25 protein-coding genes, 4 pseudogenes and 1 other annotated feature are annotated in these 25485 nt (G+C 66.1%); of the genes and pseudogenes, 15 read left to right on the plus strand and 14 right to left on the minus strand.

Translation table 11 applies throughout. The features are described from left to right. Positions 1–9: 9 nt before the first annotated feature. Positions 10–1257, minus strand: coding sequence for a hypothetical protein (locus M2351_RS35510; RefSeq protein ID WP_264660697.1), 1248 nt, complete (start codon positions 1255–1257; stop codon positions 10–12). Positions 1258–1272: 15 nt separating this feature from the next. Further along, positions 1273–2022 (minus strand): DUF7168 domain-containing protein, encoded by a 750-nt coding sequence (locus M2351_RS35515; protein WP_264660698.1) that lies wholly within the window; start codon positions 2020–2022, stop codon positions 1273–1275. Between the two features lie 176 nt (positions 2023–2198). Between M2351_RS35515 and M2351_RS35520 the strand changes: the two genes are divergently transcribed. From M2351_RS35520 to M2351_RS35555, 8 genes are all read left to right on the plus strand, one after another. Next, on the plus strand, positions 2199–3164 hold the full coding sequence (locus tag M2351_RS35520) for a hypothetical protein (protein ID WP_264660699.1): 966 nt from the start codon (positions 2199–2201) through the stop codon (positions 3162–3164). 10 nt (positions 3165–3174) lie between these two features. Then, positions 3175–4872, plus strand: coding sequence for a TrbI/VirB10 family protein (locus tag M2351_RS35525; protein ID WP_264660700.1), 1698 nt, complete (start codon positions 3175–3177; stop codon positions 4870–4872). Further along, complete coding sequence (locus tag M2351_RS35530) at positions 4873–5865, plus strand: ATPase, T2SS/T4P/T4SS family (RefSeq protein WP_264660701.1); 993 nt, start codon at positions 4873–4875, stop codon at positions 5863–5865. 51 nt (positions 5866–5916) lie between these two features. After that, positions 5917–7416, plus strand: a complete 1500-nt coding sequence (locus tag M2351_RS35535; protein WP_264660702.1) for a type IV secretory system conjugative DNA transfer family protein — start codon at positions 5917–5919, stop codon at positions 7414–7416. After that, a complete protein-coding gene (locus tag M2351_RS35540; RefSeq protein WP_264660703.1) occupies positions 7413–8345 on the plus strand; it encodes a type IV secretory system conjugative DNA transfer family protein in 933 nt (310 codons plus the stop codon). Before M2351_RS35535 ends, M2351_RS35540 begins: the two co-directional genes overlap by 4 nt. 272 nt (positions 8346–8617) lie before the next feature. Next, entirely contained in the window at positions 8618–9532 is a 915-nt protein-coding gene (locus M2351_RS35545; protein ID WP_264660704.1) for an aldo/keto reductase, read from the plus strand. Further along, positions 9532–10188 carry a DUF6064 family protein gene (locus M2351_RS35550; protein ID WP_264660705.1) on the plus strand — a complete coding sequence of 219 codons (657 nt, stop codon included), beginning with the start codon at positions 9532–9534 and terminating at the stop codon, positions 10186–10188. Before M2351_RS35545 ends, M2351_RS35550 begins: the two co-directional genes overlap by 1 nt. A 556-nt stretch (positions 10189–10744) precedes the next feature. Then, a complete protein-coding gene (locus tag M2351_RS35555; protein WP_264660706.1) occupies positions 10745–11272 on the plus strand; it encodes a lipocalin-like domain-containing protein in 528 nt (175 codons plus the stop codon). Positions 11273–11394: 122 nt separating this feature from the next. Here M2351_RS35555 and M2351_RS35560 read toward each other — a convergent pair. The 3 genes and pseudogenes from M2351_RS35560 to M2351_RS35570 form a co-directional block, all read right to left on the minus strand. Beyond that, positions 11395–11501: pseudogene (locus tag M2351_RS35560) on the minus strand (transposase); the annotation flags it as partial. 84 nt (positions 11502–11585) lie between these two features. After that, positions 11586–12473 (minus strand): ParB/RepB/Spo0J family partition protein, encoded by an 888-nt coding sequence (locus tag M2351_RS35565; RefSeq protein WP_264660707.1) that lies wholly within the window; start codon positions 12471–12473, stop codon positions 11586–11588. Then, entirely contained in the window at positions 12463–13500 is a 1038-nt protein-coding gene (locus M2351_RS35570) for an AAA family ATPase (RefSeq protein WP_264660708.1), read from the minus strand. Before M2351_RS35570 ends, M2351_RS35565 begins: the two co-directional genes overlap by 11 nt. A gap of 498 nt (positions 13501–13998) precedes the next feature. Between M2351_RS35570 and M2351_RS35575 the strand changes: the two genes are divergently transcribed. Then, complete coding sequence (locus tag M2351_RS35575; RefSeq protein ID WP_264660709.1) at positions 13999–14331, plus strand: hypothetical protein; 333 nt, start codon at positions 13999–14001, stop codon at positions 14329–14331. 209 nt (positions 14332–14540) lie between these two features. Here the strand turns inward: M2351_RS35575 and M2351_RS45395 are convergent, their stop codons facing one another. The 5 genes from M2351_RS45395 to M2351_RS35595 form a co-directional block, all read right to left on the minus strand. Further along, complete coding sequence (locus M2351_RS45395) at positions 14541–14828, minus strand: transposase (protein ID WP_406567483.1); 288 nt, start codon at positions 14826–14828, stop codon at positions 14541–14543. Between the two features lie 12 nt (positions 14829–14840). Next, complete coding sequence (locus tag M2351_RS35580; RefSeq protein ID WP_264660710.1) at positions 14841–15797, minus strand: IS110 family transposase; 957 nt, start codon at positions 15795–15797, stop codon at positions 14841–14843. Positions 15798–16249: 452 nt separating this feature from the next. Next, positions 16250–17206, minus strand: a complete 957-nt coding sequence (locus tag M2351_RS35585) for a replication protein RepA (protein WP_264660711.1) — start codon at positions 17204–17206, stop codon at positions 16250–16252. Positions 17207–18297: 1091 nt separating this feature from the next. Then, positions 18298–18762, minus strand: a complete 465-nt coding sequence (locus tag M2351_RS35590; RefSeq protein WP_264660712.1) for an HD domain-containing protein — start codon at positions 18760–18762, stop codon at positions 18298–18300. A 26-nt stretch (positions 18763–18788) separates the two neighbouring features. Next, positions 18789–19310 (minus strand): cysteine hydrolase family protein, encoded by a 522-nt coding sequence (locus M2351_RS35595; RefSeq protein ID WP_264660713.1) that lies wholly within the window; start codon positions 19308–19310, stop codon positions 18789–18791. 178 nt (positions 19311–19488) lie between these two features. Between M2351_RS35595 and M2351_RS35600 the strand changes: the two are divergent. Continuing rightward, positions 19489–20173: pseudogene (locus M2351_RS35600) on the plus strand (IS3 family transposase); the annotation flags it as partial. Further along, positions 19774–19890 (plus strand) — a sequence feature (AL1L pseudoknot). (Overlaps the previous pseudogene by 117 nt.) 5 nt (positions 20174–20178) lie before the next feature. Here M2351_RS35600 and M2351_RS35605 read toward each other — a convergent pair. Both M2351_RS35605 and M2351_RS35610 read right to left on the minus strand, forming a co-directional pair. After that, positions 20179–20397, minus strand: a pseudogene (locus M2351_RS35605) (IS5/IS1182 family transposase); the annotation flags it as partial. A 279-nt stretch (positions 20398–20676) separates the two neighbouring features. Further along, a complete protein-coding gene (locus tag M2351_RS35610; protein WP_264660714.1) occupies positions 20677–21033 on the minus strand; it encodes a hypothetical protein in 357 nt (118 codons plus the stop codon). A gap of 25 nt (positions 21034–21058) precedes the next feature. On the opposite strand from M2351_RS35610, the gene M2351_RS35615 reads away from it, so the two are divergent. After that, entirely contained in the window at positions 21059–21223 is a 165-nt protein-coding gene (locus tag M2351_RS35615) for a hypothetical protein (protein ID WP_264660715.1), read from the plus strand. Positions 21224–21249: 26 nt separating this feature from the next. Here M2351_RS35615 and M2351_RS45400 read toward each other — a convergent pair. Beyond that, positions 21250–21318 (minus strand): annotated as a pseudogene (locus tag M2351_RS45400) (DUF2934 domain-containing protein); the annotation flags it as partial. 384 nt (positions 21319–21702) lie between these two features. Between M2351_RS45400 and M2351_RS35620 the strand changes: the two are divergent. From M2351_RS35620 to M2351_RS35635, 4 genes are all read left to right on the plus strand, one after another. Further along, a complete protein-coding gene (locus M2351_RS35620; protein WP_264660716.1) occupies positions 21703–22158 on the plus strand; it encodes a MucR family transcriptional regulator in 456 nt (151 codons plus the stop codon). Between the two features lie 396 nt (positions 22159–22554). Then, positions 22555–22710: a hypothetical protein gene (locus M2351_RS35625; protein ID WP_264660717.1), complete on the plus strand. Its 156-nt coding sequence runs from the start codon at positions 22555–22557 to the stop codon at positions 22708–22710. Positions 22711–22796: 86 nt separating this feature from the next. Further along, positions 22797–23258, plus strand: a complete 462-nt coding sequence (locus tag M2351_RS35630; protein WP_264660718.1) for a hypothetical protein — start codon at positions 22797–22799, stop codon at positions 23256–23258. A 65-nt stretch (positions 23259–23323) separates the two neighbouring features. Continuing rightward, positions 23324–24088 (plus strand): sulfite exporter TauE/SafE family protein, encoded by a 765-nt coding sequence (locus M2351_RS35635; protein ID WP_264660719.1) that lies wholly within the window; start codon positions 23324–23326, stop codon positions 24086–24088. Between the two features lie 113 nt (positions 24089–24201). On the opposite strand, the gene M2351_RS35640 is transcribed toward M2351_RS35635, so the two are convergent. Beyond that, the gene (locus M2351_RS35640) at positions 24202–25482 is read right to left on the minus strand and encodes a TRAP transporter large permease subunit (protein ID WP_264660720.1); all 1281 of its coding nucleotides are present in this window, start codon (positions 25480–25482) and stop codon (positions 24202–24204) included. Positions 25483–25485 lie beyond the last annotated feature (3 nt).

Here is a 25485-nt window from a genome sequence, read left to right on the forward strand (position 1 = left end):
TCGGTGTCATCATCGATTGACCAACCGCGAATGCCCATGCTCGAGGAGGGAGGCCAAGGCCTGCCTCATGGGCTCTCTGCCGGGCGAGCACGGCCCCGCCGCCAGCGTTGCGGCCTGCTCCCTGGCCCAGCCTTCGGCGCCGATCCGGGACGCCGCCACCAGGAGGTGATCGTAGGCGGCGTTCACCTCGGCGGCGCTCGGGTCGTAGCCAGCGCCGTTGAGCAGCCCCCAGAGGGCGTGCAGTGCTACCTGGGCGGCAAAGGTCGGGTCCTTCTCCCCGAAGTCCCGTGCGGCGCGGACCAGCGTGGCGGGCTCGGCATCCAACGCACCCGCGCAGTCCAGGGCGATGTCGAAAAAGCTCGCGTCCTTGGCGGCGGCAAACCACTTCCCCTTCTCGCCGCGCGCCGCGATCAGGTCGAGCAGAACCTGGCGCGGCTCCTTTCCCGGATACCGGCGAAGGGTGTCACGGTAGGTGGCGAGGTAGGTCACCCCTGCGCCCGCCCGCAGGCCGAAGCGGCGGTAGGCCTCCTCCTCGCGCCCGGCCTTCAGCAGGACGCTTTCGCAGAACCGGTCAATCCGGCGTTCGTCGTAGCCACCCAACTTGGAGTCGCGGCACGCCTCGGCGTAGGCAAGCGCGGCCTCGTAAAGACCTTGGCGCGCCAGCGCCTCCGCACCATACCGATGGTCCGACCAGAACCTGTGATCTCGGAGCCTCAGCAGTTCGAGAAGGTCTCCGTAGCGGCCAACCTCCAGCAGACAGGAAAGGCAGATCGTGCCACCGACGACGTAGCCGCCGGGCACCTCCCCGGACCAGACCCGCCGCAACAGTGGCAGCAGCCGGTCGGCGTACTCGTTCATCAGTTCCGGATAGACCGCAATCTCGCCCCACCGCTCCTCGATCGGCCAGAGGTATTGCACGCCGTCGTCCTGGATCGCCTCGTACAGACGTTCCAACCATGCCGCCCGCATCTTCGGGCTGGTGGGTGCGGCGATCAAAATCGGGATGACGGCCTCGAGCGCGTCGTGGACGGCACGCCCGAGCGCCCCCGAGGAGGTGTCGATGTCCTGAAAGGCGGGCCAGACCCGTTCCGCGAGGACCACGGCCCCCTCCCCCGCCGTCAACGGATCGGACTTGGCGGCCGTCTTGATCTCCGACACAGCCTCCTTCAGCCGCGTGACGGCGGTTTTCGACCCGCGCCATCCGAAGCCGCTGGTCCGAAGTTTGGACCGGAACGCCCATTTGTGCCGGCTCGCCATTTTCAGTCGCCTCCGTCAGCCGACCTTCCGTGCGAGGCGTGCCGCAACCTCTCCCGAAACGCCTGGATAGATGGCGAGCTTTCGTCCGGCGGTCTGCCCGGCCTCGAAGGCATTCTTCGTCACCGACCGCCCGGACGAGCGAGATTTCCGGAGATTTAAGTTGAGCTTGGCCAGTTCCTCCTCGACGACGGCTGTCTTGACGACCACCAGGTCACGGCCGGTGGTGGCGTTCGCGGCGTCGCGCTGGCTCTTCATGTCCGCGAGTTTCTCCGCGACGGATGCCGCCATGCCGTGCAGGAACGCGGTGCGGACCGTGCGTCGGTCGTCGGGATGGTAGCGCAAATAGTCCTTGGTCCTCTTGAACCGCTCAACCTCGGTGTGCATGGCCGTCGACACCAGGTCCGTGATGTACTGCGCGACCGTGGCGTCCGGCGACAGGCCGAAGAAAACATAGCGGAACTCGCCACATCCATTTTTCTCGCGCCACACCCGGCAGTCGCAGAATACCGCGATGGCATTCACGCAGCCATCCAGCGGGACCCGCTGCTTGCGGTGGGTCTCGACGACGGCGCGCTCGCAGGCCTCCTCGCGGATTTCGATGTCGCTGAGCGACAGGTCGTGCTGGTCGAGCAGTTCGGCGACTTTCGCCGCGGCCGCCCACGCCTCCTGCTCGGTGCAGCCGTTCTCTACGGTTTTGGCACGCAAGGCCTGGGTGCGCGCCTTCAGACGGCCAAGGTCACCGGCGCGTGCTGAGATGTCGGTCATCACGGAGATCCGCTTCGGTCGGGTCCGACAGCTTCCACAGATTCCGTCCCGAAGCAAGGCAGCAATGGCTCCCCGAACATGCCGGTTGACGGCCGTGTTCAGCGGTCGGCATGGCTGCCGCTTTCTGCCCCATGGAATACCGCGGTTTTAGCAGGCGCGTCTCGTCACGCCTTCTTGTGGAGCTTGCACCATCTTGCCCTGCCCCGCCTCTCTACGCCACGCAGGGCGCCACACCGGTCGCCCGCTCCACCGGCGCCGCCGCGGCGGCGGCCGTTCCACCACCGCCCGAGCTGAATCCCTACACACCGTTGGGCGACACGCACGACGCCTGGCGCCAGCCGGTCGCCGCACCGGGCCAGGTCGCGCCGGGCGTGCGCCTGCTGCGCATGCGCGACAACATGGTGGGCGTCATTCACACCCGCGCCTTCAAGCAGACGCTGATCCGGTTGTCGCCGTGCGAGGAGATCACTCTGGCCAGCGTCGGGGAGTCGCGCGGCTTCACCGCGACGGTGGAAGCGATCAAGGCGGGCGGCGCGGCGCAAGCCAAGGCGCGCGGCATCCCGCTCAACGAGGCGGAGCTCTCGACCATCGTCGCGGGCTCCGACACCAGCCTGCACATCCGCACCCGCTCCGGCCGCCTCTACGCCTTCCAGGTGTTCGCCGAGACGCTCGACTACGACAAGGTCTCCGACCTCTCGGTGATCGTCGAGCACGACGCGGCCTGCCAGGCCGAGGCCGTGGTCACCTCCGCGGCCGCCCCTGGCGACTTCGTCCGCCGCATTCCCTTCGACGCGGCGAAGATGCGCTTCGACGCCTACCGGGCGTTCGGCGCCGACCCCTCGGTCGCCTGGCTGGCCCCCGACCACCTCGCCTTCGACGGGCTGTGGCTGTTCATCGACTACGGCCGCCGCGCCGACCAAATCGCCAAACCGATCGCGCTCAACGTCGTGGAGGGCGTGCCCTCGCCGGCGCAGCAGGAGTGGATCGGCCCGGACAGCGCCATGCTGGTGGTCAAGTCGCCGGCCGACACGGTGATGCTGCAGTCCGGCGGCACGTGGCTGTGCGTCCGGCGGGTAACCCCGGACGGCCCGCCGCCGCCACTCAGCGTCTTCGCCATCGACCCGGCGCTCGGCAAGCCGTGACGGAGCAATCATGCGTGTGACCGCGAAAGGCGCCTGGATCGGCGGCGGCGCCCTCATCCTGGTGGTGATCGCCGCCTCGGCCTTCTGGGACGACAAGGCGCCCCCTCCCCCGCCCCCTCCCCCGCCGATGCTGGCGACCGGGCCGGCGAGCGTGCCCGCGTTCCAGACAAGCGCGCCGCCCACGCCCTCCTCGCCCCCAGCGGCCACGCCGGCGCCGGCGGCCGAGCCCGGGCGTCTGCAGGTCGAGCCGCCGACACTGCGCCTGGAAGGCCTGGTGGGCGGGGCGACCCGCGCCACGGTGCGCGTGACCAACACCGGCGGCGCGCGCCTGGCGCTGACCGCCGGGCTCAACGGCGACGGCGCCTACGCGCTCGACGGCGGCTGCCCCGAGGCGCTCGACAGAGCCCAGAGCTGCCTGCTCGGCCTGGTGTTCCGGCCGCTCGTCGCGGGCGCCGCGGCCGGCCAGCTGCTGGTGCAGCCGGCGGTCGGCGATCCGCTCGCCGTGGCCCTCGACGGCGTGGCGGCGGCGCCCGCCGCCATCGCCACCGCGCCGCCGGCGCCCGACACCAGCCTGCGCGACCGGATGCGCGAGCAGCGCCTGGCCGGCGTTCCGCACCTCGGACCACCGCCGCCGCGCGACGCGCCACGCGCCGTGCAGGAGGAGTACCAGGCGCGCCAGCAGCAGGTGCGCGCCGTCAACGCGGCGCCGGAACCGGCGACGACGCAGCCGGACTACGGCGGCTATCCGTCCTACAAATCGAGCCTGCCCGTGGACAGCTGCCGCGTCGTCGGCGCCGACAGCGTCATCGAAGCGCACCTTCTGACCTACATCGACAGCGCGCAGTGCGGCGAGGTGCGCGCCATCGTCGACCGCCACGTCTACAACTCGGGCGGCGACGGCCGCTGCCGCACCGTGCTCATCCCGGCGGGCAGCTCGATCATCGGCGAGTGCACGGCGGTCGGCGGCAGCCAGGAGCGCGTCGACGTCCGGTGGCGGCGCATCATCCGCGCCGGCGACCGCGCACACATCCTCATCGAGGAAGCGGCGAGCGACGCGCTCGGCCGCAAGGGCCTGCCGGGCCACATCGACCGCGGCACCGACCGGGCGCTGCTGGCCACCGTCCTCGGCGCGGCGGTGAACGCGGCGACCGGCGGGCTGATCGGCGCCCTCGACCGCTCGACCATCACCTCGGCGATCGACATCACGACCGGGCTGGCGACGAGCACGCAGTCCAAGCGCAGCGCCGCCGGCGAGGCGGCGGTGGCCTTCGGGCGGACGATGGCCGACGGCGTCAACGGCCTGGTCGAGCGCGAGCTGGAGCGGTTGCGCGCGCAGAGCCAGGTGATCGTGCCGCCGGGCACCAAGGTGCTGATCGTGCCGACGACCGACCTGTGGATCCGCTCACCAGCGGAAGGGCCGATGGTGATGGGGGAAACCGGCCGCGGCGTCGGGGAGCGCCTCAACCCGCAATTCCAGCCGAACGTCCAGCCGAACGGGGCGTCGCGGACGCCGCCGTCCAACGTCGTCCCGACCTACCCGCCCTCCCCGTACCCATCGCCCGGCGGCGCGTCCTCCGGCTACGAACCGTCGCGCACGGGCACCGTGCAGCAAAGCGGCGCCGTGCTGGCGCCGGGCCAGAGCAGCACCTTCGGCTCGGCCAATTCCGGCGTGACGGTGCAGCGGGTCAAGCCGGGAGGGACGTGGTAAGTGGAACACTGGACGCTGGAGAACCACCCGTCGATCAAGGAGCTCGTGCGGCCGCTGACGCCGTATATCAAGGATCAGCGGATCACCGAGATCAGCATCAACGCGTTCGGCGAGGTCTGGATCGAGCGGGTCGGCCAGGGCTACCGCGCCGAGGCGGCGCCGTGGTGCACGCCCGAGTGGGCCTGGATGCTGTGCCTCGGGCTGGCCAACGTGTCGGGCCACGCCTTCCCGCGCACGCGGGAACACCTCAGCGCCAAGCCGATCCTGTCGCTCGTCCTGCCCGGCCGGCATCGCCTGCACGCCATCCTCGGCAACGCGGTGCCGAGCGGCGTTTCGCTGTCGATCCGCCTGTACCGCGTCGACGACACGCGCACCTTGCGCGACTTCGGGCTGAGCGACGCCGTCGCGGCGCGCCTGCGCACGACCATCGCGGACGGCGCCACCGTTCTGGTGTCGGGCGCGGTCGGTTCGGGCAAGTCGTCGCTGCTGCGCCTCCTGGCCCGCGACATCCGCATGGACCGCCGCCTCGTGGTGATCGGCGACCTCGACGAGCTCGACCTGCCCCACCGCAACCAGACCCGCCTGATGCGCAACCGCTTCGCCCAGGCGGCCACCGCGCTCGACTTCGGCGACCTGATCGACAGCGTGCTGCGGCTCAACGGCTCGGTCACCGTGCTCAACGAGCTGTCCTACGACAACGCCGTGCCGGCGTTGCGGCTGCTCAACACCGGGGCCCTCGGCGGCTTTCTCACCACCTTGCATTCGAACTCGCCGCTCGACGCCCTCGAGGCGTGGCGGCGCAACGTCGCCATGCGCGAGGGCAGCCAGGGCAGCGCGGAGATCGTCGCGTTCCTGGCACGGACCGTCGATGTGGTGGTGCACGTCGCCAAGACCGGGATCGACCGCCGCGAGGTGACCGGGATTGCCTGGAAGGATCCGGCGACCGGCGATCTGGACGTTCCGTGGCGCCGGATGATCAACGGAGCGCTCTGAGGGAGCCCGTGGGTCCGGTGGACCCGCGGGCCAAGCGGGAGGAACGGCGCGATGCGCGAATGGCTCGAGGACGAGCCCGGCCGACGGAAATGGCTGTGGTGGCAGATCGGGGCGCTGTGCGCCGGCCTCGCCGTCGGCGGCCTTCTCATGGTGCTGAGCTGGCCGGTGGCGCAGCTCTACGACCCGTGGATCGCCACGCCCCAGGGCTGGGTGCGCGACGGACGCTACTGGCCACCAGGGCTCGGAATCCGCTGGGTCGAGGCGACCGGCTCCTTCCTCGTCGGCGTGTGGGGGGCGCTCGACGGCTGGTGGCCGCACTTGGTCGAGCGCTTCTGGGAGCAGCCGCTGGAGGGGCGCGGCGCCTGGCCCTGGCTCTTCCATCGGTGGACGGGGGCGGTGTGGAGCGGTCCGGCGCCGGAGTGGCTGGTCAGCTGGACGGCCGCCCTGGTCACCTTCCTGGTGCTGGCGCGCGTCTGTCCGCACGATCCGCGCTACGTCTCCAAGGGCGCGGCGAAGTGGGCGACGCTGCGCGACCTGCGGCTCGACCGCCTGTTCTGCCGCACCGGTCTGGTGCTGACGCTGTACGCCGGCTCGCCGGTCAGCCCGACGATGCGCGGCGGCGCGGTCCGGAACTGGGAGTGGCTGTCCGCGCTTGTCGTGGCGCCGCCCGGAACGGGCAAGTCGGTGCTCCTCACGACGAACCTGCTGGCGGATTGGCCGGACGACGCCGAGCTGCCGGGACCGTCGATCGTCGTTAACGACCCCAAGGGCGAGCTGTTCGAAACCACCGGCGCCTGGCGCGCGCAGCTCGGCCCAGTGTTCCGCCTGGCCTGGGGCAACAACCAGGGCCACCGCTACAATTTCCTGTCGGTGCGCGCCATGCCCTTCGGCATGACCCTGGCGCGGCTGCGCCGGGAGCTGCTGACCGCGCTCGACCAGCACTATGAGGACGCGCGCACGGTGTTCAACCGCGTGCTGCGCGAGGTGGAGCGCGGCGTCGGTTGGCACGAGCGGCTCGTCGCCGAGCCGGAGCGCGTCGGCACCCTGCGCGAGAACGCCAAGGCGGACACCGGCCGGCTCTTCGCAACGCGGGCCGGCGACTTTGAAGAGGCGCAGGGCCTGGTCGGCAAGCTGGAGACCTTCGTCGACCGCACCTGCGCGACGCTGATTCCGGAGACGATCGAAGCGCACTGGCGCAACACCGGGCGGGCGGCGCTCGCCGGCTTCATTCTCTACGAGCTGCACCGCGCCGAGCTGGAGGCCCGTGAGGCGACCTTCTCCGACCTGCTGTTCTGGCTGGAGGGCGCCCTGGATGAGGGCAAGGACAGTTTCAGCGACTTGCAGGTTACGCGTCCGGTCACCGACGAGCAGGGCGTCCACCACCCGGGCACGGCGGCCCTGCCCGACATCATCGGGACGCAGCAGAACCCGACGGGCGGCGATGCCGCCGACGGCGACCGCACCGCCACGCTGCTGGAGGACGCCATCGCGTTCGGCAAGCGCAACGGCTTCAGCCCGCGCTGCCTGCAGGAGCCAACGGCCTGCTCATGAAGCCCGACCGCGAACGCGGGTCGGTGATCTCGACGGCCGGGTCGGCGATCGCGGTGTTCAAGAAAGCGGTGGTGCGCTCGCGCACCCGGACCTCGGATTTCGGGCTATCCGACCTGCGCGGCATGCTGCGCACGCGCTCGGACGCGCTCGGCAAGCCGATCACCGTCTACATCACGGTGTCCATCGAAGACGCCGAGTATTATGGCCGGCTGACCGGCCTGTTCTTCGATCAGGCCGCCGACTTCCTGCTGTCCACACCGGTCAAGGAGGTGAAGGAGCGGCGCCCGGTGCTGTTCCTTGCCGACGAGTTCTGGACGATGCCGCCGCTCGCCAGCCTGCCAAAGATTCCAGCATTCGGCCGCGGTCAGCGGGTCGCTTTGGTGCTGGTCGGGCAGAACACGGCGCAGATCGTCACCCGCTATGGCAACCAGGGGGAAAGCATCAAGCGCTCGCTGGTCGGGTCGATGTCCTATTTCGTGTGGTTCACGCAGACCGACCGCCAGGCCGCCGATGAGGTGCAGAAGTCAATCGGCGATACGACCTTCATCGAGAATTCCGGTTCGCAGCAGGTCGGCTTCGGGCAGGGCGTGAACCTGTTCTCCTACAACCAGCAGCGCAAGCTGGCGGGCAAACCGCTGTTCCGCGCCGACGACATCATGTCGATGCAGAAGCTCGACCCGCAGAAGAAGCGCTGGGGCCGCATGCTCATCCAGGTCTCGGGTGCGATGAACCGGCCGATTTACGGCCGGCCGCCCGTGTGGTTCCGGGACAGCAAGATGGAGAAGCGGGCGGGCATGGCCAAACACGTGAAGAACGTCCTGTATGTGCCCCGCCCGAAGGCCCCGGCGGCGCCCGCCCCTGCCCCGCGCCGCCGCTTTGTGGCGGCTCTTCGCGGGCGGTTTGCGGGCTTCCTGCGCCGGATAGGCTGAGAGGGTGAGAGCAACAAAGGGCGCCTCATTCAGCGCCAATGCACCGGCTTCATGATTCGAATCATGAAGCAGGACGAAGGGTTCCGCTACAGTCTTGGCCGTGGTGTGGGGCTGATCTGCGACCTATTGGAGCGCCGCCGACAGAGCCCTCACCGCACCTCCCACGCCACGCGATGCCATGGCTGGTGCAGCTCCAGACCCTCCGCCGGACACTAACTTAGTGTCAATGCCCACCAACGAACTTGGCGACACGGGCGAGAGAAGGAGGGAGCATGACAGCGACACGACGAACAGTCCTGAAAGGCGTTCTGGCGGCGGGTGTTGCGATGCCAACGATGCGCGCCTGGGCACAGCCCGGCGCGCCGACCGCCCGGCTTATTCCCTCCACCGGAGAGGCCATTCCTTCTGTGGGCCTGGGCACCTGGATCACCTTCAACGTCGGTGACGACGTTGAACTGCGCGAGGAATGCGCGGCGGTCATGCAGGCCTTTTTTCAGGCGGGGGGGCGGATGATCGACTCCTCGCCCATGTATGGTTCCTCTCAGGAGGTGATCGGGTACGGCCTCCGAAAATTTGGGCGCCCAACGGGTTTGTTCGCCGCGGACAAAGTCTGGATCTCCTCGGGCCCGCGCGGACCGTCGCAGATCGAACATTCCCGCAGCTTGTGGGGCGTCCCGCACTTCGATCTGCTGCAGGTGCACAACCTACTGTCCTGGGAGGAACATCTGAGGACGCTGCATGCGATGAAGGCCGCGGGGCAGCTGCGCTACGTCGGGATCACGACGTCGGAGGGGCGACGCCATGAGCAGTTCGAAGTGATCATGCGCCGGCAGCCACTCGATTTTGTTCAAGTCACCTACAACATCGTCGACCGCGAGGTGGAGAACCGCATTCTGCCTCTGGCGGCCGATCGCGGGATGGGGGTCATCATCAATCGCCCGTTTCAGCAAGGCGCACTGCTCCGCCGGCTGTCCGGTCGGCGCCTACCCGCCTGGGCCGGTGACATCGGCGCTTCCAGCTGGGCGCAGTTCATCCTGAAATTCATCATCTCCCATCCCGCGGTCATGGTGGCCATCCCGGCAACCAGCCAAGTCGCGCATGTGCGCGAGAATATGGCCTCAATGGCCACACCGTTGCCCGATGCCGCGATGCGGCAGCGCATGGCCGTGTATGTGAGGGACCTCTGATGTCGGAGTGGTGGACTTATTCGGCTGAGGATTTCCTGCTCTTCAGCCCCCGCACCTACTGGCGGATGATCGAACGGCACAATGAGGCGCTTTGGCCGGCACAACTCCTGACATTTCTGCTCGGCGCCGCAATTCTGCTGTGGCTGATCCGCCCCCGCCCATGGTCACATCGGGTGATCGCGGGGACCCTTGCCGTCCTGTGGGCTTGGCTGGCGTGGAGCTTCCTATGGGAACGCTACGCCACCATCAATTGGGCGGCCCCCTATGTGGCGCCGCTATTCGCGCTTCAGGCATTCCTGCTGTTGTTGATCGGAGGGCGGCTTCGCTGGGAGGTCGGGCGCGCGGGACAGGGACCGGTCGGGCTTACTCTGTTCCTCTCTGCGCTTGTCCTGCATCCACTCGTGGCGCCGCTCATGGGTCGGTCATTGCGGGGAGCGGAGACCTTCGGCATCACACCGGATCCGACCGCTATCGCAACCATCGGACTGGTCCTGATGGCGGCCGGGCGGCGGTCGTGGTTGTTGCTCGTTGTGCCGTTGGCGTGGTGCATCGGCAGTTGGGCAACACTGTATACCTTGGGAGCGCCGGAGAGTTGGTTGCTGTTGGTAGCGGTTCTGCTTGCCATCATTCCCGTCACACGTCGGCACGCGGACTGATTGACGCCGGGGCGCCGCGCCGTTTCGGGTGGTGTTGATCGCGTCGGCAACGCTCGATCGCCAGTGGGGTTCTACCAATTGAAAAGAGTCGCCCGCATCGTGCTCCTGGCAGCAGGCTCGTAAAGCGTCGGCATTTCGGTCCGCGAACCGAGTCGTAAAGCGCTCATCAGGGTAGGGTAGGGCCACATTATACGGATGTGAACATTGGCAAGACACTTACGACGTCGTAGGAAGCGCCCCGCGCCGGATGCCTGAGCTCAGCTCGGCGCCCCCAAGGCGGCATCTCGCAACGATGTGAGATGACTTACGACGTCGTAAGAAGCGCCCTCCACACTCCAATCATAGCGTTGATGCGGTCCCGCACGGCGCGTAGATGTGACCGATGATCGTCGCTAAATGCCCCTAACAATACCTACGCCTTTAAAACAGTGTCCCCATAATTGAGGTTCTTGCGCCTGATCAGAAAGTCTCTTTAGGAGCAGTTGCCGGCATCTCTGGCCGGGTCCATCCTGGGCGTACAGTCCAATGAGCGGCCGCCCCTCAATGGAGGAACATCATGAACCACCTTGGCACGATCACTTTGGCCGCCATGGCACTTCCGTTCCTGGGGATTACGCTGCCCTCGGGCGACGCGCTCGGCCAGGAAAAGAGCCATAAAGAGCAACTCGTTGGGTCGTGGGAGTACGTCTCGATTGACACCATCCGCCCGGACGGCACCCGAGTACCGAGTTACGGTCCCAACCCACGGGGCTTGGCGACCTTTGGCAGCGACGGTCGTTACGTGCTGCTGATCGCACGGGCTGACCTGCCCAAGTTCGCATCCGGCAAGCGCATCGAGGGCACGCCGGAGGAGTACAAAGCGGTCGTGCAAGGTTCGAACGCCCACTTCGGCCGCTACACGGTGGACGAGGCAGGCAAGACCCTCACCTTCCACATCGACACCAGCACCTTCCCGAATTGGAACGGGATTGAGCAGAATCGCCCCTTTACCCTTGCCGGAGATGAAATGCGGTGGTCGAACCCAGCATCATCCGGCACGGGCAGTCCGTCCGAGGTTGTCTTGAGGCGAGCTAAGACGCCCTAACAGAACCTCTGGAGGAATCGGAAGCAGAGCTGCGCGCAGGCGAGCGTGAGAAATCCGAAATTGATGTCGGGGCGGTGCTCATACCGGACAACGAGTCGGCGACGGCTGCGGGATTGGAAGGCGTCCCAAACCCCGGCCCTCTGCCAATCCCGCAGCCGTCGCAAGCAGGTCATGCCCGAGCCGCAGCCCAGCTCCTGCGGCGCATCTCCCAAGGGGTGCCGCTCGTCAGCATATACCTGCATCCATCGCACTTACGACGTCGTAAGTGCAATGCCCAAGACGGCACCAACTTACGACGTCGTAAGCGGCTTCATTATTCGCCGAGAAGAGCGTTGATGCGGTCCCGCACGGCGCGCAGATGTGACCGATGGTCCTCGCCCAACAAGGCACGCCCTTGGTCCAGCCGGTCGATCTCCCCAACGATCTTCGTCACGCTTTGACCCAAGGCGCGCACGGTGACTGGGCGAGTACGGGCCGCAGTGGCGGTCTTCCCTGCGGCCTGAGCCTGCTTCTTCTCGGCCCGCAGATCACGCACGGTCAGACCGGCTTTGGCCCGATCCCACAAGGCACGCACCAGATCCGGATCGTCCAGGGTCGCGAGTTCGACCAGGACGGAACGGCTGACCGCGGAAGGGTCCGCTCGGTACTCGGCCACGATAGCGTCCGGCAGGCGCAGCACCGACAGGCGACGTGAGACTTCCGCTTCAGCGCAGCCAAGCATCGCGCCGACATCGCTCATGCGGTAGCCATGCTGTTCCATCAAACGCTCCAGCCCGCGCGCCAGATCGATGGCATCAAGGTCCACGCGCTGCAGGTTTTCAATGAGCGCGATTTCCTCGGAGCGGCCTTGCGTGATGATCGCCGCGATCGTCGGGCGGCCAAGCAGTATGTGCGCTCGCCAACGCCGCTCACCGGCGACGAGGGTGTAGTGGCCCGGCGTGCCGGTCGTTTTGACAAGGATGGGCTGCTGCAGGCCGTGCTTATCGATGGAGTCTGCAAGCGAACGCAACGCATCATCATCGAACACGGTCCGCGGCTGGTCGGGGTTCGGGACGATCCGTTCGACGTCCGCCTCGATGAGGCGGGGCAGGGTACCGGACAGGCCGAACAGCTTATTTGTCTCGGCAGCATCCTCCCCTTCACGGGCAGCGGCCCCAGCCGTGATCTGCGCGCGCGTGGCGCGCTGGAACTTAGGCGCCATGCGTCACCTCCGGTGCCGGAGAGGTCTGTGCGAGTTGACCACCGCTCTGCATGAGGCTGCGGGCGATTTCCACGAACGTTTCGACGCCAGGAGCTCCAGGATCGCCGGCCAGCGTGATGGAGTTTGCGGCCGCTGCTTGGCTGTAGACGGTCGAGCGAGGTATTGGCTCGAACATGCGCGCCTGCTGCCCCCAGAGTGCTTGCAGATCATCGAGTGAAGCCCGGTCTTGCGACTGCCGCGCGGAATACATCGTTGGCACGATGCCGAGGATTTGCAGATCCGGATTGGAGCGTCGCCGGATCTTCGCGATTGTCTCGGAAAGATGTTCCAGACCAAGGATGGCGTGGGCCTCGGTTTGGCAGGGAATCAGCAGGTATTGGGCCGCGACGAGCGCATTCGACGTGATCATGCCAAGCGTTGGTGCGCAATCGATGATGATGAAGTCGTAAACCTCCCTCATCGGTGCCAGCATATCGGCCATTGCGTTGATCCCCGTCGGCTCGTGATAGAGCTCCGCTTCGGCAGCGGCTAGGGCAATGCTCGCCGGAATGAGGTCAAGGCTTGGCACATCAGTCGACAGAATGACGTCGGCGAGGGGCGACTTGCCAACCAATGCATGGTAATGCGTCTTGCCCTGTTTTGAGAGCTCGACAACGCGCGTCTGAGGAATGCCGACGTGGACAGTGGCGTTGCCCTGTGAATCCGCATCAACGAGCAGGACACGGTTGCCGGCTCGCGCCAGAACATAGCACAGATTGATGGCAGTGGCCGTTTTCGCCGTGCCACCCTTCTGCAAAGCGACGGCGACGGTTATGCCAAGGCCTCGACGCGGGGAACGATCAACACCGAGGGCGGCGACCGACAGGGCTCCGAGAACCTCACGCGGCAGGCGTTCACGGTCGGTTTCCCACCGTGAAATCTTCTGCTTATCGTAACGACGCCCCATCAGCTCGTTGAGCCAAGTGGCGAACTCGAGCTGTGTCATGTGCAGGCGTTCACGCAGTGCGCGAAGATCTTCCCCCGTCACCGATGCCTCCTATTTGGTAGCGTTGCCTCAAGCTATACAGTAGATTCGACACCGTCAAGAGGGTCTACCGGCCAAGCGCTATCAACCCGTCCTCCTGCGTCTCCCAAGAGGCAATGTGACGGGAACCTCAGGGCATTGACTTCTGGAATGCCATGTTAGGAATAGGGCGCCCCAATCGCCTGTCCGCATGGCCCTCTTACGACGTCGTAAGTCGCGTCGTTATCCCTTAGCCCGGCGTCGACTTACGACATCGTAAGTCGGCATTCCACGTCCCGACCGTACAGCCCACCGGACGACTGAGCGCGGATCGGGGATGTTGATGGAGCCAACGATCCGGCGACTGTTGGAAATTACAAAGAATAAATGAGGAAGCCAGCCTCACAAAATCTATCAAGGATCTGTGCCGTCGAAAGGCACGTTCCACCCACTTGAGCATCTTCTCTTCCGCACACTGGCGGGCTACACCTCGGCGCCACTTTGGCCATTCCGTGAGACGCGATGATCGACACACCCGAGTTTTTGCCCAAGGAGCGCGATCTGATCCGGCGCGAGTTCATGGTCCGGTTCAGCAGCGCCCGTTCCATCCATGATGGCATCCTCGTGAAGCGCTGGGCGACCGGCCCGCACAAGGGTCAGCCGAAGCCGGCGGCCGCGGTGCAGAGCATGATCGAGCGTGGCCTGTTGTCTCTGGTGGACGACGGCGCGCACTGGTTGAAGGCGACTTTCACGCCGGCGGGCATCCAGGCGCTCCGCCGTATGGCCGCCGACCAGCGGGCGCTGCCGCCCAGCCAGTACCAGCAGCTGCTCGATGAGCTCGCCGGGCTGCCATGAGGGGAGGGGAGATGGCTCGCACTTCGGTACAGGACTCCCCACCGGTTTGCAAGCGGATTTATTGAGTGAATAGCGGCCCCATCAGCCAGTTTGGATTATTCCCGTCGGGAAGGGCCGCGTCAAGCCCGCCACAGGCGGTGGCGGGCTTGACCCGCCCCTTCCCGACGGGCGGGAGCTCCACCATTGGCTTGATGGGCGGGTGTCGCTGTTCATGCCGTGGCGGCCCGAGCCGGGTCAAAGGGCTGCCGGTGGGTCAGCATGGCGCAGGCCACCGCGAGCAGGCGGTCGGCCACCGAGCGGAGAGCGCGGGCATGACCATGACCACGGTGACGTAAGGCGGAGTATTTCGCCCGGCTCTTGGGATCGGGCTGCACGGCGACCCGAGCCCAATGGTAGACGGCATTGGCCAGACGGTTATGGGCCGCCTGCCTCCTCCGGACGATCGTCGACTTCCCCGAACGTTTGGTCACCGGCGCGACGCCACACAGGCAGCGCAGAGCATGGTAATCTCACCGTTGCAGGGCATTCCAGGCTTCTGCCAGCAGCGTGGCGAGGACGATCCTGCCGACTCCCGGCAAGGATCTCAGGATCGTCACGTCACGCTGCCCCGGGCTCGGCCCCAACGCGTCGGTCTCCTGTCCGGCGGCGGGTTCGGCCAGGCGCTCGGTCAGCCGATCGAGCTGGTGTTCAGCCTCGGCAATTTGCCGGTTCACCAAGTCAAGCCGTTTGGAGACCGCTTTCACGTGGGCAACGGCTGCTTCGGTGGTGCCGGGCGCCACCCGGATCGCCGGCTGCCGCAAGCGATCAAGAACCTGGGCCGCGTCAAGGCGGCGGATCCGGTGCCGTTTCAGGAAACGGGCCAGCGTGTCTTCGCGGACCCGCCGCGCTTTGTCGGGCGTCGGAGCCAAGTTCCAAAGGTCCAGGAACCAATCAGCCGCGACATCCTCGGTCAGTTCGAGGATCTGTGGATAGTAGCGCCAGAGCTGGTCTCGGATACGATTGCTCAGCCGGTTCCGTTCGTCGCGCAGATCTTCGGCAATTCGCGACCATTCCCGAAGTTCAACGACCGTTGGATCAAGCGGTGCCAGCGGGCGGAAGCACCGCGGATCGGTCCGCAGCGCGTCGGCCAGGGCCTCGGCATCGCGGCTGTCGTCCTTAGCGCCAGCGGGCGAGAAGCGGTCGCGGAAGCGATCAAGCTGCTTCGGGTTGATGGAATGGACACGGAAGCCGCGTTCCATCAGGCTCTCGACAACGGGACCATGCGGGACCTCGATCGCGACAAAGACTTGGTCGGCCGAGGTTCTCGTCAGCGCCAAAATCCACGCCGCCATGTCGGCCAGGCCGGCGCCACCGTGCGGAAACGTCTTCTCACCGACGGTCCGGCCCTTGGCATCCGACACGCGAACCTGATGCGCTTCGGATGCCCAGTCGATACCGACGAACCAGTGTCGTTCTTCCTCGTCCATGCGCGTCATCTCCTTCCTGCCGGAGCCACCGCGATGCAAACCGGTCCCTGTACTGGTGCTCGAAGGCACGGACTCCCCACGGGGCTTCCATCACGGCGACCAGCCGGGGCACGTGTCCCCCCCAGGTGCTCGAAGCACAAGGGGCGCTTGGTGGCTCCCGGCTGGCTGGCCCAATCCGAAGAACCCGGCCAAGGCCACTTCGGACCACCGTGAAGGGTACAGGGGGCGGGGCGGCCCAGGATCTGACCGCCGCCGGCTTCGGCCTGCCGGCCATCCAGCAGGCGGGGCGCTGGAAAAGTCCCAACATGCCGGCCCGCTACGCCGAAAGGATCGTCCCCAAGCAAGGTGCCATGGCCCAACTCGGCTGCAAGCAGGGCAGGGGACGACGCGGCCGACCTCGACCGAAGGCCCCCCTCCTTATTAACCGCAATCCGCTGCAGTGCGCTTGGAGCTCAGCCAAGCAACAGGGAGCCCTGGCGCGGCGCGGCGATTTCACGCTCGGGAATCGGCGGCTTCGACGGATACAGAACCACACCCTGGTCGTCGATGGTGACCTGAGCGTCCGGATAGACGACCATGGCCATCTTCAGAACATCGGGGAACTTGTACTTGAACTGGGCGCGGGTGCGATAGGCCGCCCCGAATTGCGCGTGCAGCGCTGCCCAGCTGACTGGCGTCGGGCCGGTCAGGACGTGCAGTCGGTAGGCGAGCCACACATAGACGTCGATCGCCATGGACTGGTTGATGATGTGGCGCAGAGCCGGTTCCCAGATCGGGACCGGATGTTCGCGTAGTGCCTTGTAAAAGCTCGGCGACAGACGGACCTTGTCGGTCCACAGCCGCGGCTGGCTCGGGTCATCGGTGTGCAGCTGGATGCCGCCGCCCTTGATGATGCTGTCCTTCTCGAACTCGCCGCGGCCGCCGGCGTTGTTCCACATGAAGGTCAGGTTGCAGGCCGATAGGCGGTTGGCCTGCTCACGAACGTCTTTGTAGGCTTGGCCGCCATTGCTGAGGCCCATTCGGTCCAGCCAATCGTTCATCGAGCGGCCCAGTTCCACCTCGGGCGAGTTGTTCTGCACGGCTTGGGTCTGCAGGTAAAGGAGGATAAGGCGTGCCCGGCTGCCGTATGGCACACCAAATTGTTTGCGTCCGCCGTTGCCGTCGGGCAGCCAGCCCGGTTGGACCACGAGCGTGACGTTGTGCCCCTTGCGCTCCCATTCCTGTTCGTCTGGCAGCTTCTTGTGGGGCAGGGCGGTCAGGCAGAAGCCGGAGTAGGTGATGCCGAGTGCGGTCGACTCCTCGGCCAGCACTGCCGCGGCGATGTCCACAAGGTTGCGATCCTTCACGTCGACCAGACGGCGAGCTTCGTCACGGCCGTGGGTTCGCACAAGCTGGTGGATCGAAGCCATGATCATCCTTCCTGAACAGCACTGTCCGAAGGGTGGCCTGATTGCGGCGTCCTGTCCATTCGCGGTCTGGTGATGGGAGCTACTTGGAAGGCTAGTAGGATCTTCTAGTTGCTTAGTATCACCAGACAGCGGAGGAAAAGCCGAGTCGCGCCGATTCGTTCATCACAAGACCGCGAAGACGCATCACCAGACCGCGAGGGAAAAAGTGCTAGCGCGTGGGAGCCATTCACCGCCTGCGTCCGACTCGGGAATGCCATCACCAGACCGCGAACATGCCCATCACCAGACAGCGATCCCGCCTTGAACAGGTCCAAGACCCCTGATTGGTGGTCCTTTTGATCGTCCACACACCACATCGGCATCACCAGACCGCGATCCAACCCATCACCAGACCGCGACTATCACCAGACCGCGAACACGCTGATCACCAGACAGCGATCTCGACGATCACCAGACAGCGATCTCGACGATCACCAGACAGCGAGTCTGTGGCGCGATGCATGTTGAGCAGAATGCCCCTACCGACAGGGACTCAGTGCTGACCATTTACATCAACGTCTCGTTCACAGCACCAACCAGCGATGGCCGTCCGACCTCCGCGATGCGGCTCTGCTGGCGGTCGGGCTAGAAATCCCGAAACGTGAGATTGGCGGCACTCTCCACGCAAACCTTTCGCATGATTCCCGGTCGGTCTTCTGTCAGCGGGCAAACTGTGAAATTACCGAAGGCAGCCTTGGAGCAGGGCGGCATCACGGAAATCCCGCGGTCGAGCCGGTCCGGAAGGAGGTGCTCGCCAGCAGGATCGCCTTCGGGATTTACGACCCCCAGAATGCGTTTCGTACCGATTATCCAGATTCTGACGCTGGGCACGGCCGTGCATGATGTCATCCTCCCATGAACGGTGAAGCACTCTCCGACGCGCAGGGAACTTGCCGCACATGTGAGTAGATGATCGTCTGCCTCAACGTGCGAAGCAAAGAGAACCAGTCCGGTGAGGGCCGCGACGGTGAATCGTCTCATCAGTCTTTCTCACGACGGTGTCGGGGCGGTTGAGGAAACCTCCCTTCCGCGACAGCTTCTTCACCGGCCGGTTACAGGGCCTGTTCCAGTATTGCCCTCGCGGGCGCGTATTTCTCAGCGACCATCCGAGGCCCTGCGGCGATTGCCGCGACACGGGCTGGATCGCTGTTGTCCAAGTTGTCGGCCAGCTTGACCCGGATTGCCGTGGTGTTGCCGCTGACGGCGATCCGGGCAATCCAATCCAGGTAACTCCCTTCCGGACTCAGGTTCCGACTCACGAGTTGGATGGCGGCGATGGCTTCCTCTTCGATACCCAGCTCCCGGAGCTGGTCGGGTGTCACGCCAGCGTCTTCAATGGCATCGTGCAGCAAAGCCGCTTGGACCTGAACCTTGGTTGCGTCTGGCAACCGCTCGACCAACCGCTGGGCAACTCGCTCAAGGTGAAGCCAATAGGGCGCACCAGCTTTGTCAACCTGACCGGCATGCAGAGCCTTGGCCAGTTCCAGCGTTTCCCGGTACCAGTTCGTACTCTGCATGGCACTCACCCCCTTATTGCTCCCTTTTACGACAGGTCGCCGGCGGCCTCCGCGGCCTCGGCGTGAGGTATACAGCTCTGGAACTCGTCGGCGTTATGAAGCACGCTGGCGGCACCGAAATGGTGCTTCCACAACTTTGCACCCAAGGAGGCTGATCGGTCCAGAGACGAACCAACGGTCAGCCACTTGAGCAGTGTTGGAAAAAATCCGGCATCGAAAAGCATGAAACCGGCGGCAAGGCAGCAGGTATCGGCCTGGATGCCGCAGACCAGGACACGCTCAAAGCTCATGGATTTGAGATAGTCAATCAGTTCGGGGGGTGGGAGATACCCGTGCTTGACGAACACCTTGTCGGTTAGAACCAGTGGCTCGTCGGCGGCAGCGGGCTTCCATCCAAGCTGCCGCTCAAAGGGTGTCACTGCCTCATCATGCCTCTCAACGGTCGCCACTGAGTGCATAGTTAGGGCAAGCTGTGAAATCTTTTCGACCTGCCACGCGGGTGGGTTGAAGCAGGGTTGGACGTCGATGATGAGGAGTGCTTGTTTCATGGGGCATGTTAGTGGGGATTTTGCCCCTGCGCCACCGCATGATCGAGCGTGGCCTGTTGTCTCTGGTGGACGACGGCGCGCACTGGCTCAAGGCGACCTTCACACCGGCGGGCATCGAGGCGCTGTGAACCGCCCCGGGTTTGTCGGAGTCCCCTTTTCCTGAGAAGATGGGGTCATCATGACGGAACCGGCATCATTCAAATACGCCCCTGAAGTCCGCGAGCGCGCGGTTCGAATGGTCTTTGAGCACGAAGGGGAACACGCCTCGCAGTGGGCCGGCGATAAGCTCGATCGCGGCGAAGATCGGCTGCACTCCGGAGACGCTGCGAGGCTGGGTCCGTCAGGCCGAGCGCGACCAGGGCAAGCGGCCCGGTCCGACGACGGACGAGCCGGAGCGGATCAAGGTGCTGGAGCGTGAGGTCCGGGAACTGCGCCAAGTGAACGAGATTCTGCGCAAGGCGTCGGCGTATTTTGCTCAGGCGGAGCTCGACCGCCCGGTCAAGACATGATCGCCTTCATCGACGCGCACCGCGCCGTCCACGGGGGCGAGCCGATCGGCAGAGTGCTGCCGATCGCCCCGTCAACCGACTACGCCCAGGCCGCCCGGAAAGGCGGCCCGGAAAGCCGATCCGGCCAAGGCGCCGGCCCGCCAGCACAGCGACGCGGAGCTGAGTTCGGTTATCCGACGGGTCTGGGAGGAAAACTTCCAGGTCTATGGGGTGCGCAAAGTCTGGCGGCCGTTGCGGCGGGAGGGCCTTGACGTGGCGCGCTGCACGGTGGCTCGCCTGATGCGACGCATGGGCCTGCGGGGCGTCACGCGCGGCAAGACGGTGCGCACTACGATCAGCGACCGGGCGGCACCCGCCCGCAGCGTCAGTGCCGTCTCGATTGCCACGGCTGAAGAGCGTGGCTGTCCGCCACGGGTGGTGCGTGGGGCGGCGCGCCAGGCCTGGATGGCTTCCTCACGGACCCAGATCGTCAGGCTGCCACGCTGGCGCAGACTGGCTTCAGAGGCCGACCAATGCGTCACACGGTATTGGGCGCGAGGGAACTGGTGGCGATGCGCAGCGTGGTGCCCGATCGGCATCGGGCGGCGGTGGTGAGAGGCATCAACGGAGACATGGCTTCAATTCCCCATCCATGCACCACGCTGGCGACGGGGGGAGTGGCCAGCGGGGAAATGACGCGACCAACCACTGAACACGCTGGGTGTCACCAACCGGCGGCAGCACAGGTTGGGGAATTCCCTTCGCCCAGCCTGCCGGAGATTGCTCGGCTCGGTTTCATGGCGTTGCCGAGCCCGAGCATCACAGGGCGCGCCCAGAACGCCCTAAGGCCGTGCCCACGGCGTTCTGGTCGATGGCCATCAATGCACGCTCGGCGCGGCGTGGCGTTTTCCGCGTCCGCGGCGTGCGGCGGGCGCAGGCGTCGCCGAAGAGGATGTGCCGTTTTCCTTGACCGCACCGGTCGCCGCTGCTTTCTTCCGTTTCGAGGCCGGCTCACCGTTGGGCGGAGTGGCCGCCGCCTTCTTCGCGACGTCGGTTGGGGACCACACCGCCTTGCGACCCTTGGCTGGCGTGTCGGTCTTCTTCGCAGCCGCCGTTGTCTTCGCAGCCGCCGTTGTCCGTCGTGTTTTCTTTTTGGGCTGAGCGATCGCCTCCACGGCGTCCGACACGGTTTCCACGCCGGCGGTGGCGGCGTCGCTCACCGTCTCCGCGACCATCCGCCCCATCTGGAGAGCGGCGTCCGTGAGCGTGTTCTCCGAAGTCTTCGTCTTGCGTGAACGCCGCGGCGTGTCGGGCGGAGCGGCGGTCAAGGCCGGCGCTGCCGCCTTGCGGCGGCGCTTCGCCACCGGGGCGGTTCGCGCCGCGTCGGCGGCTTGTTCCTCCGCCTCGATCTCCCGGCACGCCTGAATCCAATGAACTTCCGCCATGCCCTCCGGGCGGCCGTCGCGTTCCCAAATACTGTGCGCCCGCTCCCGAATGCGCGCGTCGCGGTCTTCTGTCATGTCTGCCTCGGTCCTGTCAGCGCCATTTCACTGCCTGACATGTGGAACGCGACATGAAAAAGAAAGATCCCCTTTGTACTTACCTTCACGGGCGGGAGGCCTGGACCACGAAGAATGCGTCCGGCGGCAGCTTTGTTCACTCCGTCAGGGCCGTTGTTGTGATGCGATCGGGTGCGAAATGCGGGCGGTGGCTGGTCTTCTGGGGCGCATCATCTCAAGTTATTAGGCCTTTGATGATCCGGTGTCGTCGCACCATTCCAAGTGCGGACAGCAGTGGGGTTGTTTGGCTACACGAAAGCCCATATGAAAGGCATTGAGTTCTGCCGAATGGAACCACGACCCCGCAGCAAAAAGGGTCTGTCACTCAACATTGGGAGCGTTTGGATGGAACGTGAAAAGCTGGTCGCGTTGACCGCCGAGATCGTCGCGTCTTATGTCAGCGCCAACCGGGTCGCTTCCAGCGACATTCCGCTTGTGGTGAACGAGGTGTTCAACGCTTTGGCTGGCACCGGCCAGCCGAAGGTCGAGGCGGTGAAGCCGGATCCGGCGGTGCCGGTCAAGAGGTCGGTGACGCCGGACTACATCGTCTGCCTGGAGGACGGCAAGAAGCTGAAGATGCTCAAGCGGCACCTGCGCACCGCCTACAACATGTCGCCCGCGGAGTATCGGGCCAAGTGGAACCTGCCGCCCGACTACCCGATGACCGCGCCCAACTACGCCGCCACACGCAGCGAATTCGCCAAGCGGATCGGTCTGGGAAACAAAGGCCGCTCCGAGCCCGTGGCTGTGGCGCCGAGTGAACCCGCGCCCGCGAAAGGCCGGCGCAAGAAGGCCGCCTGACATCAGGCTTCCGGCATGGCGGCTGGCTGGAACGGGCGGTCTGCGAGCGCGCAAGAGGCACGTGCCCGGCATGGCGCTTGGCGCGCTCCTTGGATCCGAGCGGCACCACTTCATCCGTCTGGAGGAATGGTCGGGGATTCCCCTGGGACTCGAGCTGCGCTAAACTCGGGGCCGGTTTCGCCGTCACCCACCATATCTGGCCCGCATGGTCCCCAGCCCTCAGCCACACACCACGCCGATCGCGCCATCCAACACCCGGGTCTGCGAGCACTGCGGGCGTCCCCATGGCCACGCGCTGCGCTGCTGCCCGACGGGCGCTGGCTCTCGCCCGACGGCCTGTGGGTCGGCCCCGACGGCGCGCCGGCGCCCTGGCCGGATGTGGTCGACTACGCCGGCGTGAAGACGTCGCGGATCGTCGTCGGCCTGTATCGGCGCCGCTCCGAGGCGGCGGTGGCAGCGATGACCGCACCGGAACGGCATCGGCTGTGCCGGCGTTGTCACCTGGTCACCGGGCGCGAGGAGCACCGGCGCGTCGCGCGCAGCGGGCACTGATGCGCTTCGCCTTGGGTGATCTGTTCGAAGGCACCTACCGTCTCTGAGAATCCGACTGGCCCCCTCGAGAAAGAGCCACCAACCTCATGCACCATCGACAGGACCAGCGCCGCTGGGACGCCCAGCCACGCGCGATCAAAGACCCTCGGCCCCAGAACGCGACGGCCACGGATCCACTGGTCCTGGCCACCAGCCTGCTGGATGGCGCGCGCACGCGGGCGGCTTTGCTTAAGGCCGTCGAGGCACGTGTGAAAGCCGACGCCGAGGAACGCCGACACTTCGCCGCGGCGGCCGGCCGCGTCCGCGGGCTGTCCGGCGACCAAGCGTTGGTCCAGGCGGTGCGCAACTATCTCCAGGATCTGGCTCGGTCTGCGGCGAATGACCGGACGGCAACCGTCGTGTGGCTCGCCCAAACGGTGGCAACGCTCACCGGCACGGGCGTTCCCAACGGTGCACACTCGGGCGTAACGGTCGCACGCGATCTCCGGGCTGCGGCCGAAGCGCTGTTCCGACCGCGAGGCCGGGACGACGTCTCGGTGTCCGGGTAGGGGAGGGCGCGACGGGGCATGTGCAGGCAACGTGATAGAGAACAGCGCTTCGAGCCCCCGCGGCCATGCTGACCGACCCGGCCTTTTACGCCCTGGCCGTTCCCGCCGTGCTGCTGGCGGGCATCAGCAAGGGCGGGTTGTCCGGTTTGGGCGCTCTGTCGGTGCCAATCCTGACCTTGGTCATTCCACCAGGGCAGGCCGCCGGGCTGATGCTGCCGGTCCTGTGCCTGATGGATGTGTTTGGTCTGTGGGCGTATCGCCGCCAATGGAGCCACTCCGAGATGGCCGTGCTGCTGTCCGGGGCGGTGCTGGGGATTGGCCTCGGCGTGCTGGCCTTTGGGCGTCTGAACGACGACGCGGTGCGGGCGCTCATCGGCGTGATCGCCGTCGTCTTTTCCATCCACCAATGGCTGAAACCCATCCTGCAGCGCCGGATGGCGGACAAGCCCCCGACGTCACGGTGGAAGGGGCTGTTCTGGTCCGGCATGTCCGGCTTCACCAGCTTCCTCGCCCACGCCGGCGGCCCCCCACTGATGGTCTATCTGCTCCCGCAGCGCTTGGAGAAGATGCGGTTGGCCGGCACGACCGTCGTGTTCTTCGGCGTGGTGAACTACGTGAAGTTGGTGCCTTATGTCTGGCTGGGGCAGATCGACACCGCGAACCTGACGACCGCCCTCGCGCTGTCGCCACTCGCGCCGCTCGGCATCTGGCTGGGGGTGTGGTTGACCCGGTGGGTGTCGGAACGCCTGTTTTACCAGGCCAGCTATGCCTTGCTGTTCCTGGCCGGGCTGAAACTCCTCCACGACGGGCTGGGGGCCTGGGCACCGTAGACGCAACGGAGGCTGGCGGAGCCCGCCAGCCTTTCGTTCCCGTCGCTCGCGTGGGAGCACCACGTCGTCGTGTGTTTCCGTTTCCGAAGCAAGTGGGTGCCAACCCGGCGCCGTCAGCCAGCGAACCAGGCGGCCGGGACGGTGACCAGAGACGGGAACAGGATGAGCAGCAACAGGACGAGCAGCTGCGCCACCATGAAGGGCCAGACGCCCTTGATGATGTCCTCCATGCTGATCCGCGAGACGCCGCACACCACGTTCAGCACCGTGCCGACCGGCGGCGTGATCAGCCCGATCGCGTTGTTGATGATGAACAGCACGCCGAAATAGACTGGGTCGATGCCCGCCTGCTTGATGACCGGCATCAGCACGGGGGTGAGGATCAGGATGGTCGGCGTCATGTCCATGGCCGTGCCGATGACCACGACCAGCGCCATGATCGCGAACATCAGCAGCATCGGGCTGCCCATCAGCGGCTCCAGCAGGTCGGTCAGCTCACCGGGCAGGTCGGCGACCGTGATGAGCCAAGACGACACCATGGCCGCGGCGACCAGGAACATCACCACCGCCGTCGTCTTGGCCGCGGTGGCGAAGACGGCGTAGAGGTCGGCGACGGTCATCTCGCGGTACACGAAAAGCGCGACGACCAGCGAGTAAACCGCGGCGACCACCGCCGCCTCGGTCGGCGTGAAGACGCCGAGCTTCAGCCCGAAGATGATGATGCCCGGCAGCACCAGCGCCCAGAAGGCGTCGAAGAACGCACGCACCATCTCTTTCAGCGGCCGCCGGGGTGGCGGAGCGATGGTCTCCTGCCGCACCACATACCACCAGGCGACGCACAGGCCGAGCGCCAGAAGGACGCCCGGAACGATGCCGGCCAGAAACAGCTTGGTGATGGAGACGTTGGCGGCGACACCGAAGATGATGAAGCCGATGGAGGGCGGAATGATCGGGGCGATGATGCCGGCCGCGGCGATCAGGCCGCCCGAGCGCGCCTTGTCGTGCCCGGCCGCCACCATCATCGGCACCAGCAGCGCGGCCAAGGCGGCCGCGTCCGCCACGGCGGAGCCGGACAGGCTGGCGAGGATGGTCGCCGCCAGAATGGCGACGTAGCCGAGCCCGCCCTTGACGTGCCCGACCAGGGTGAGGGCGAAGGTCACGATGCGCCGGGACAGGCCGCCGGTGTTCATGATCTCGCCGGCCAGCATGAAGAACGGCACCGCCATCAGCGGGAAGCTGTCGGCGCCGTTGATGACGTTCTGCGCGATCACCTGCGCGTCGAACAGGTCGAGGTGCACCATCAGCGCCGCGCCGCACAGCAGCAGCGCGTAGGCGATGGGCATGCCGATGGCCATGGCCCCGAGCAGAGGCACCAGAAAGACGGCGATGGTCATAAG

This window comes from Azospirillum canadense, assembly GCF_025961225.1.
In the GTDB taxonomy this organism is placed as follows: domain Bacteria; phylum Pseudomonadota; class Alphaproteobacteria; order Azospirillales; family Azospirillaceae; genus Azospirillum; species Azospirillum canadense.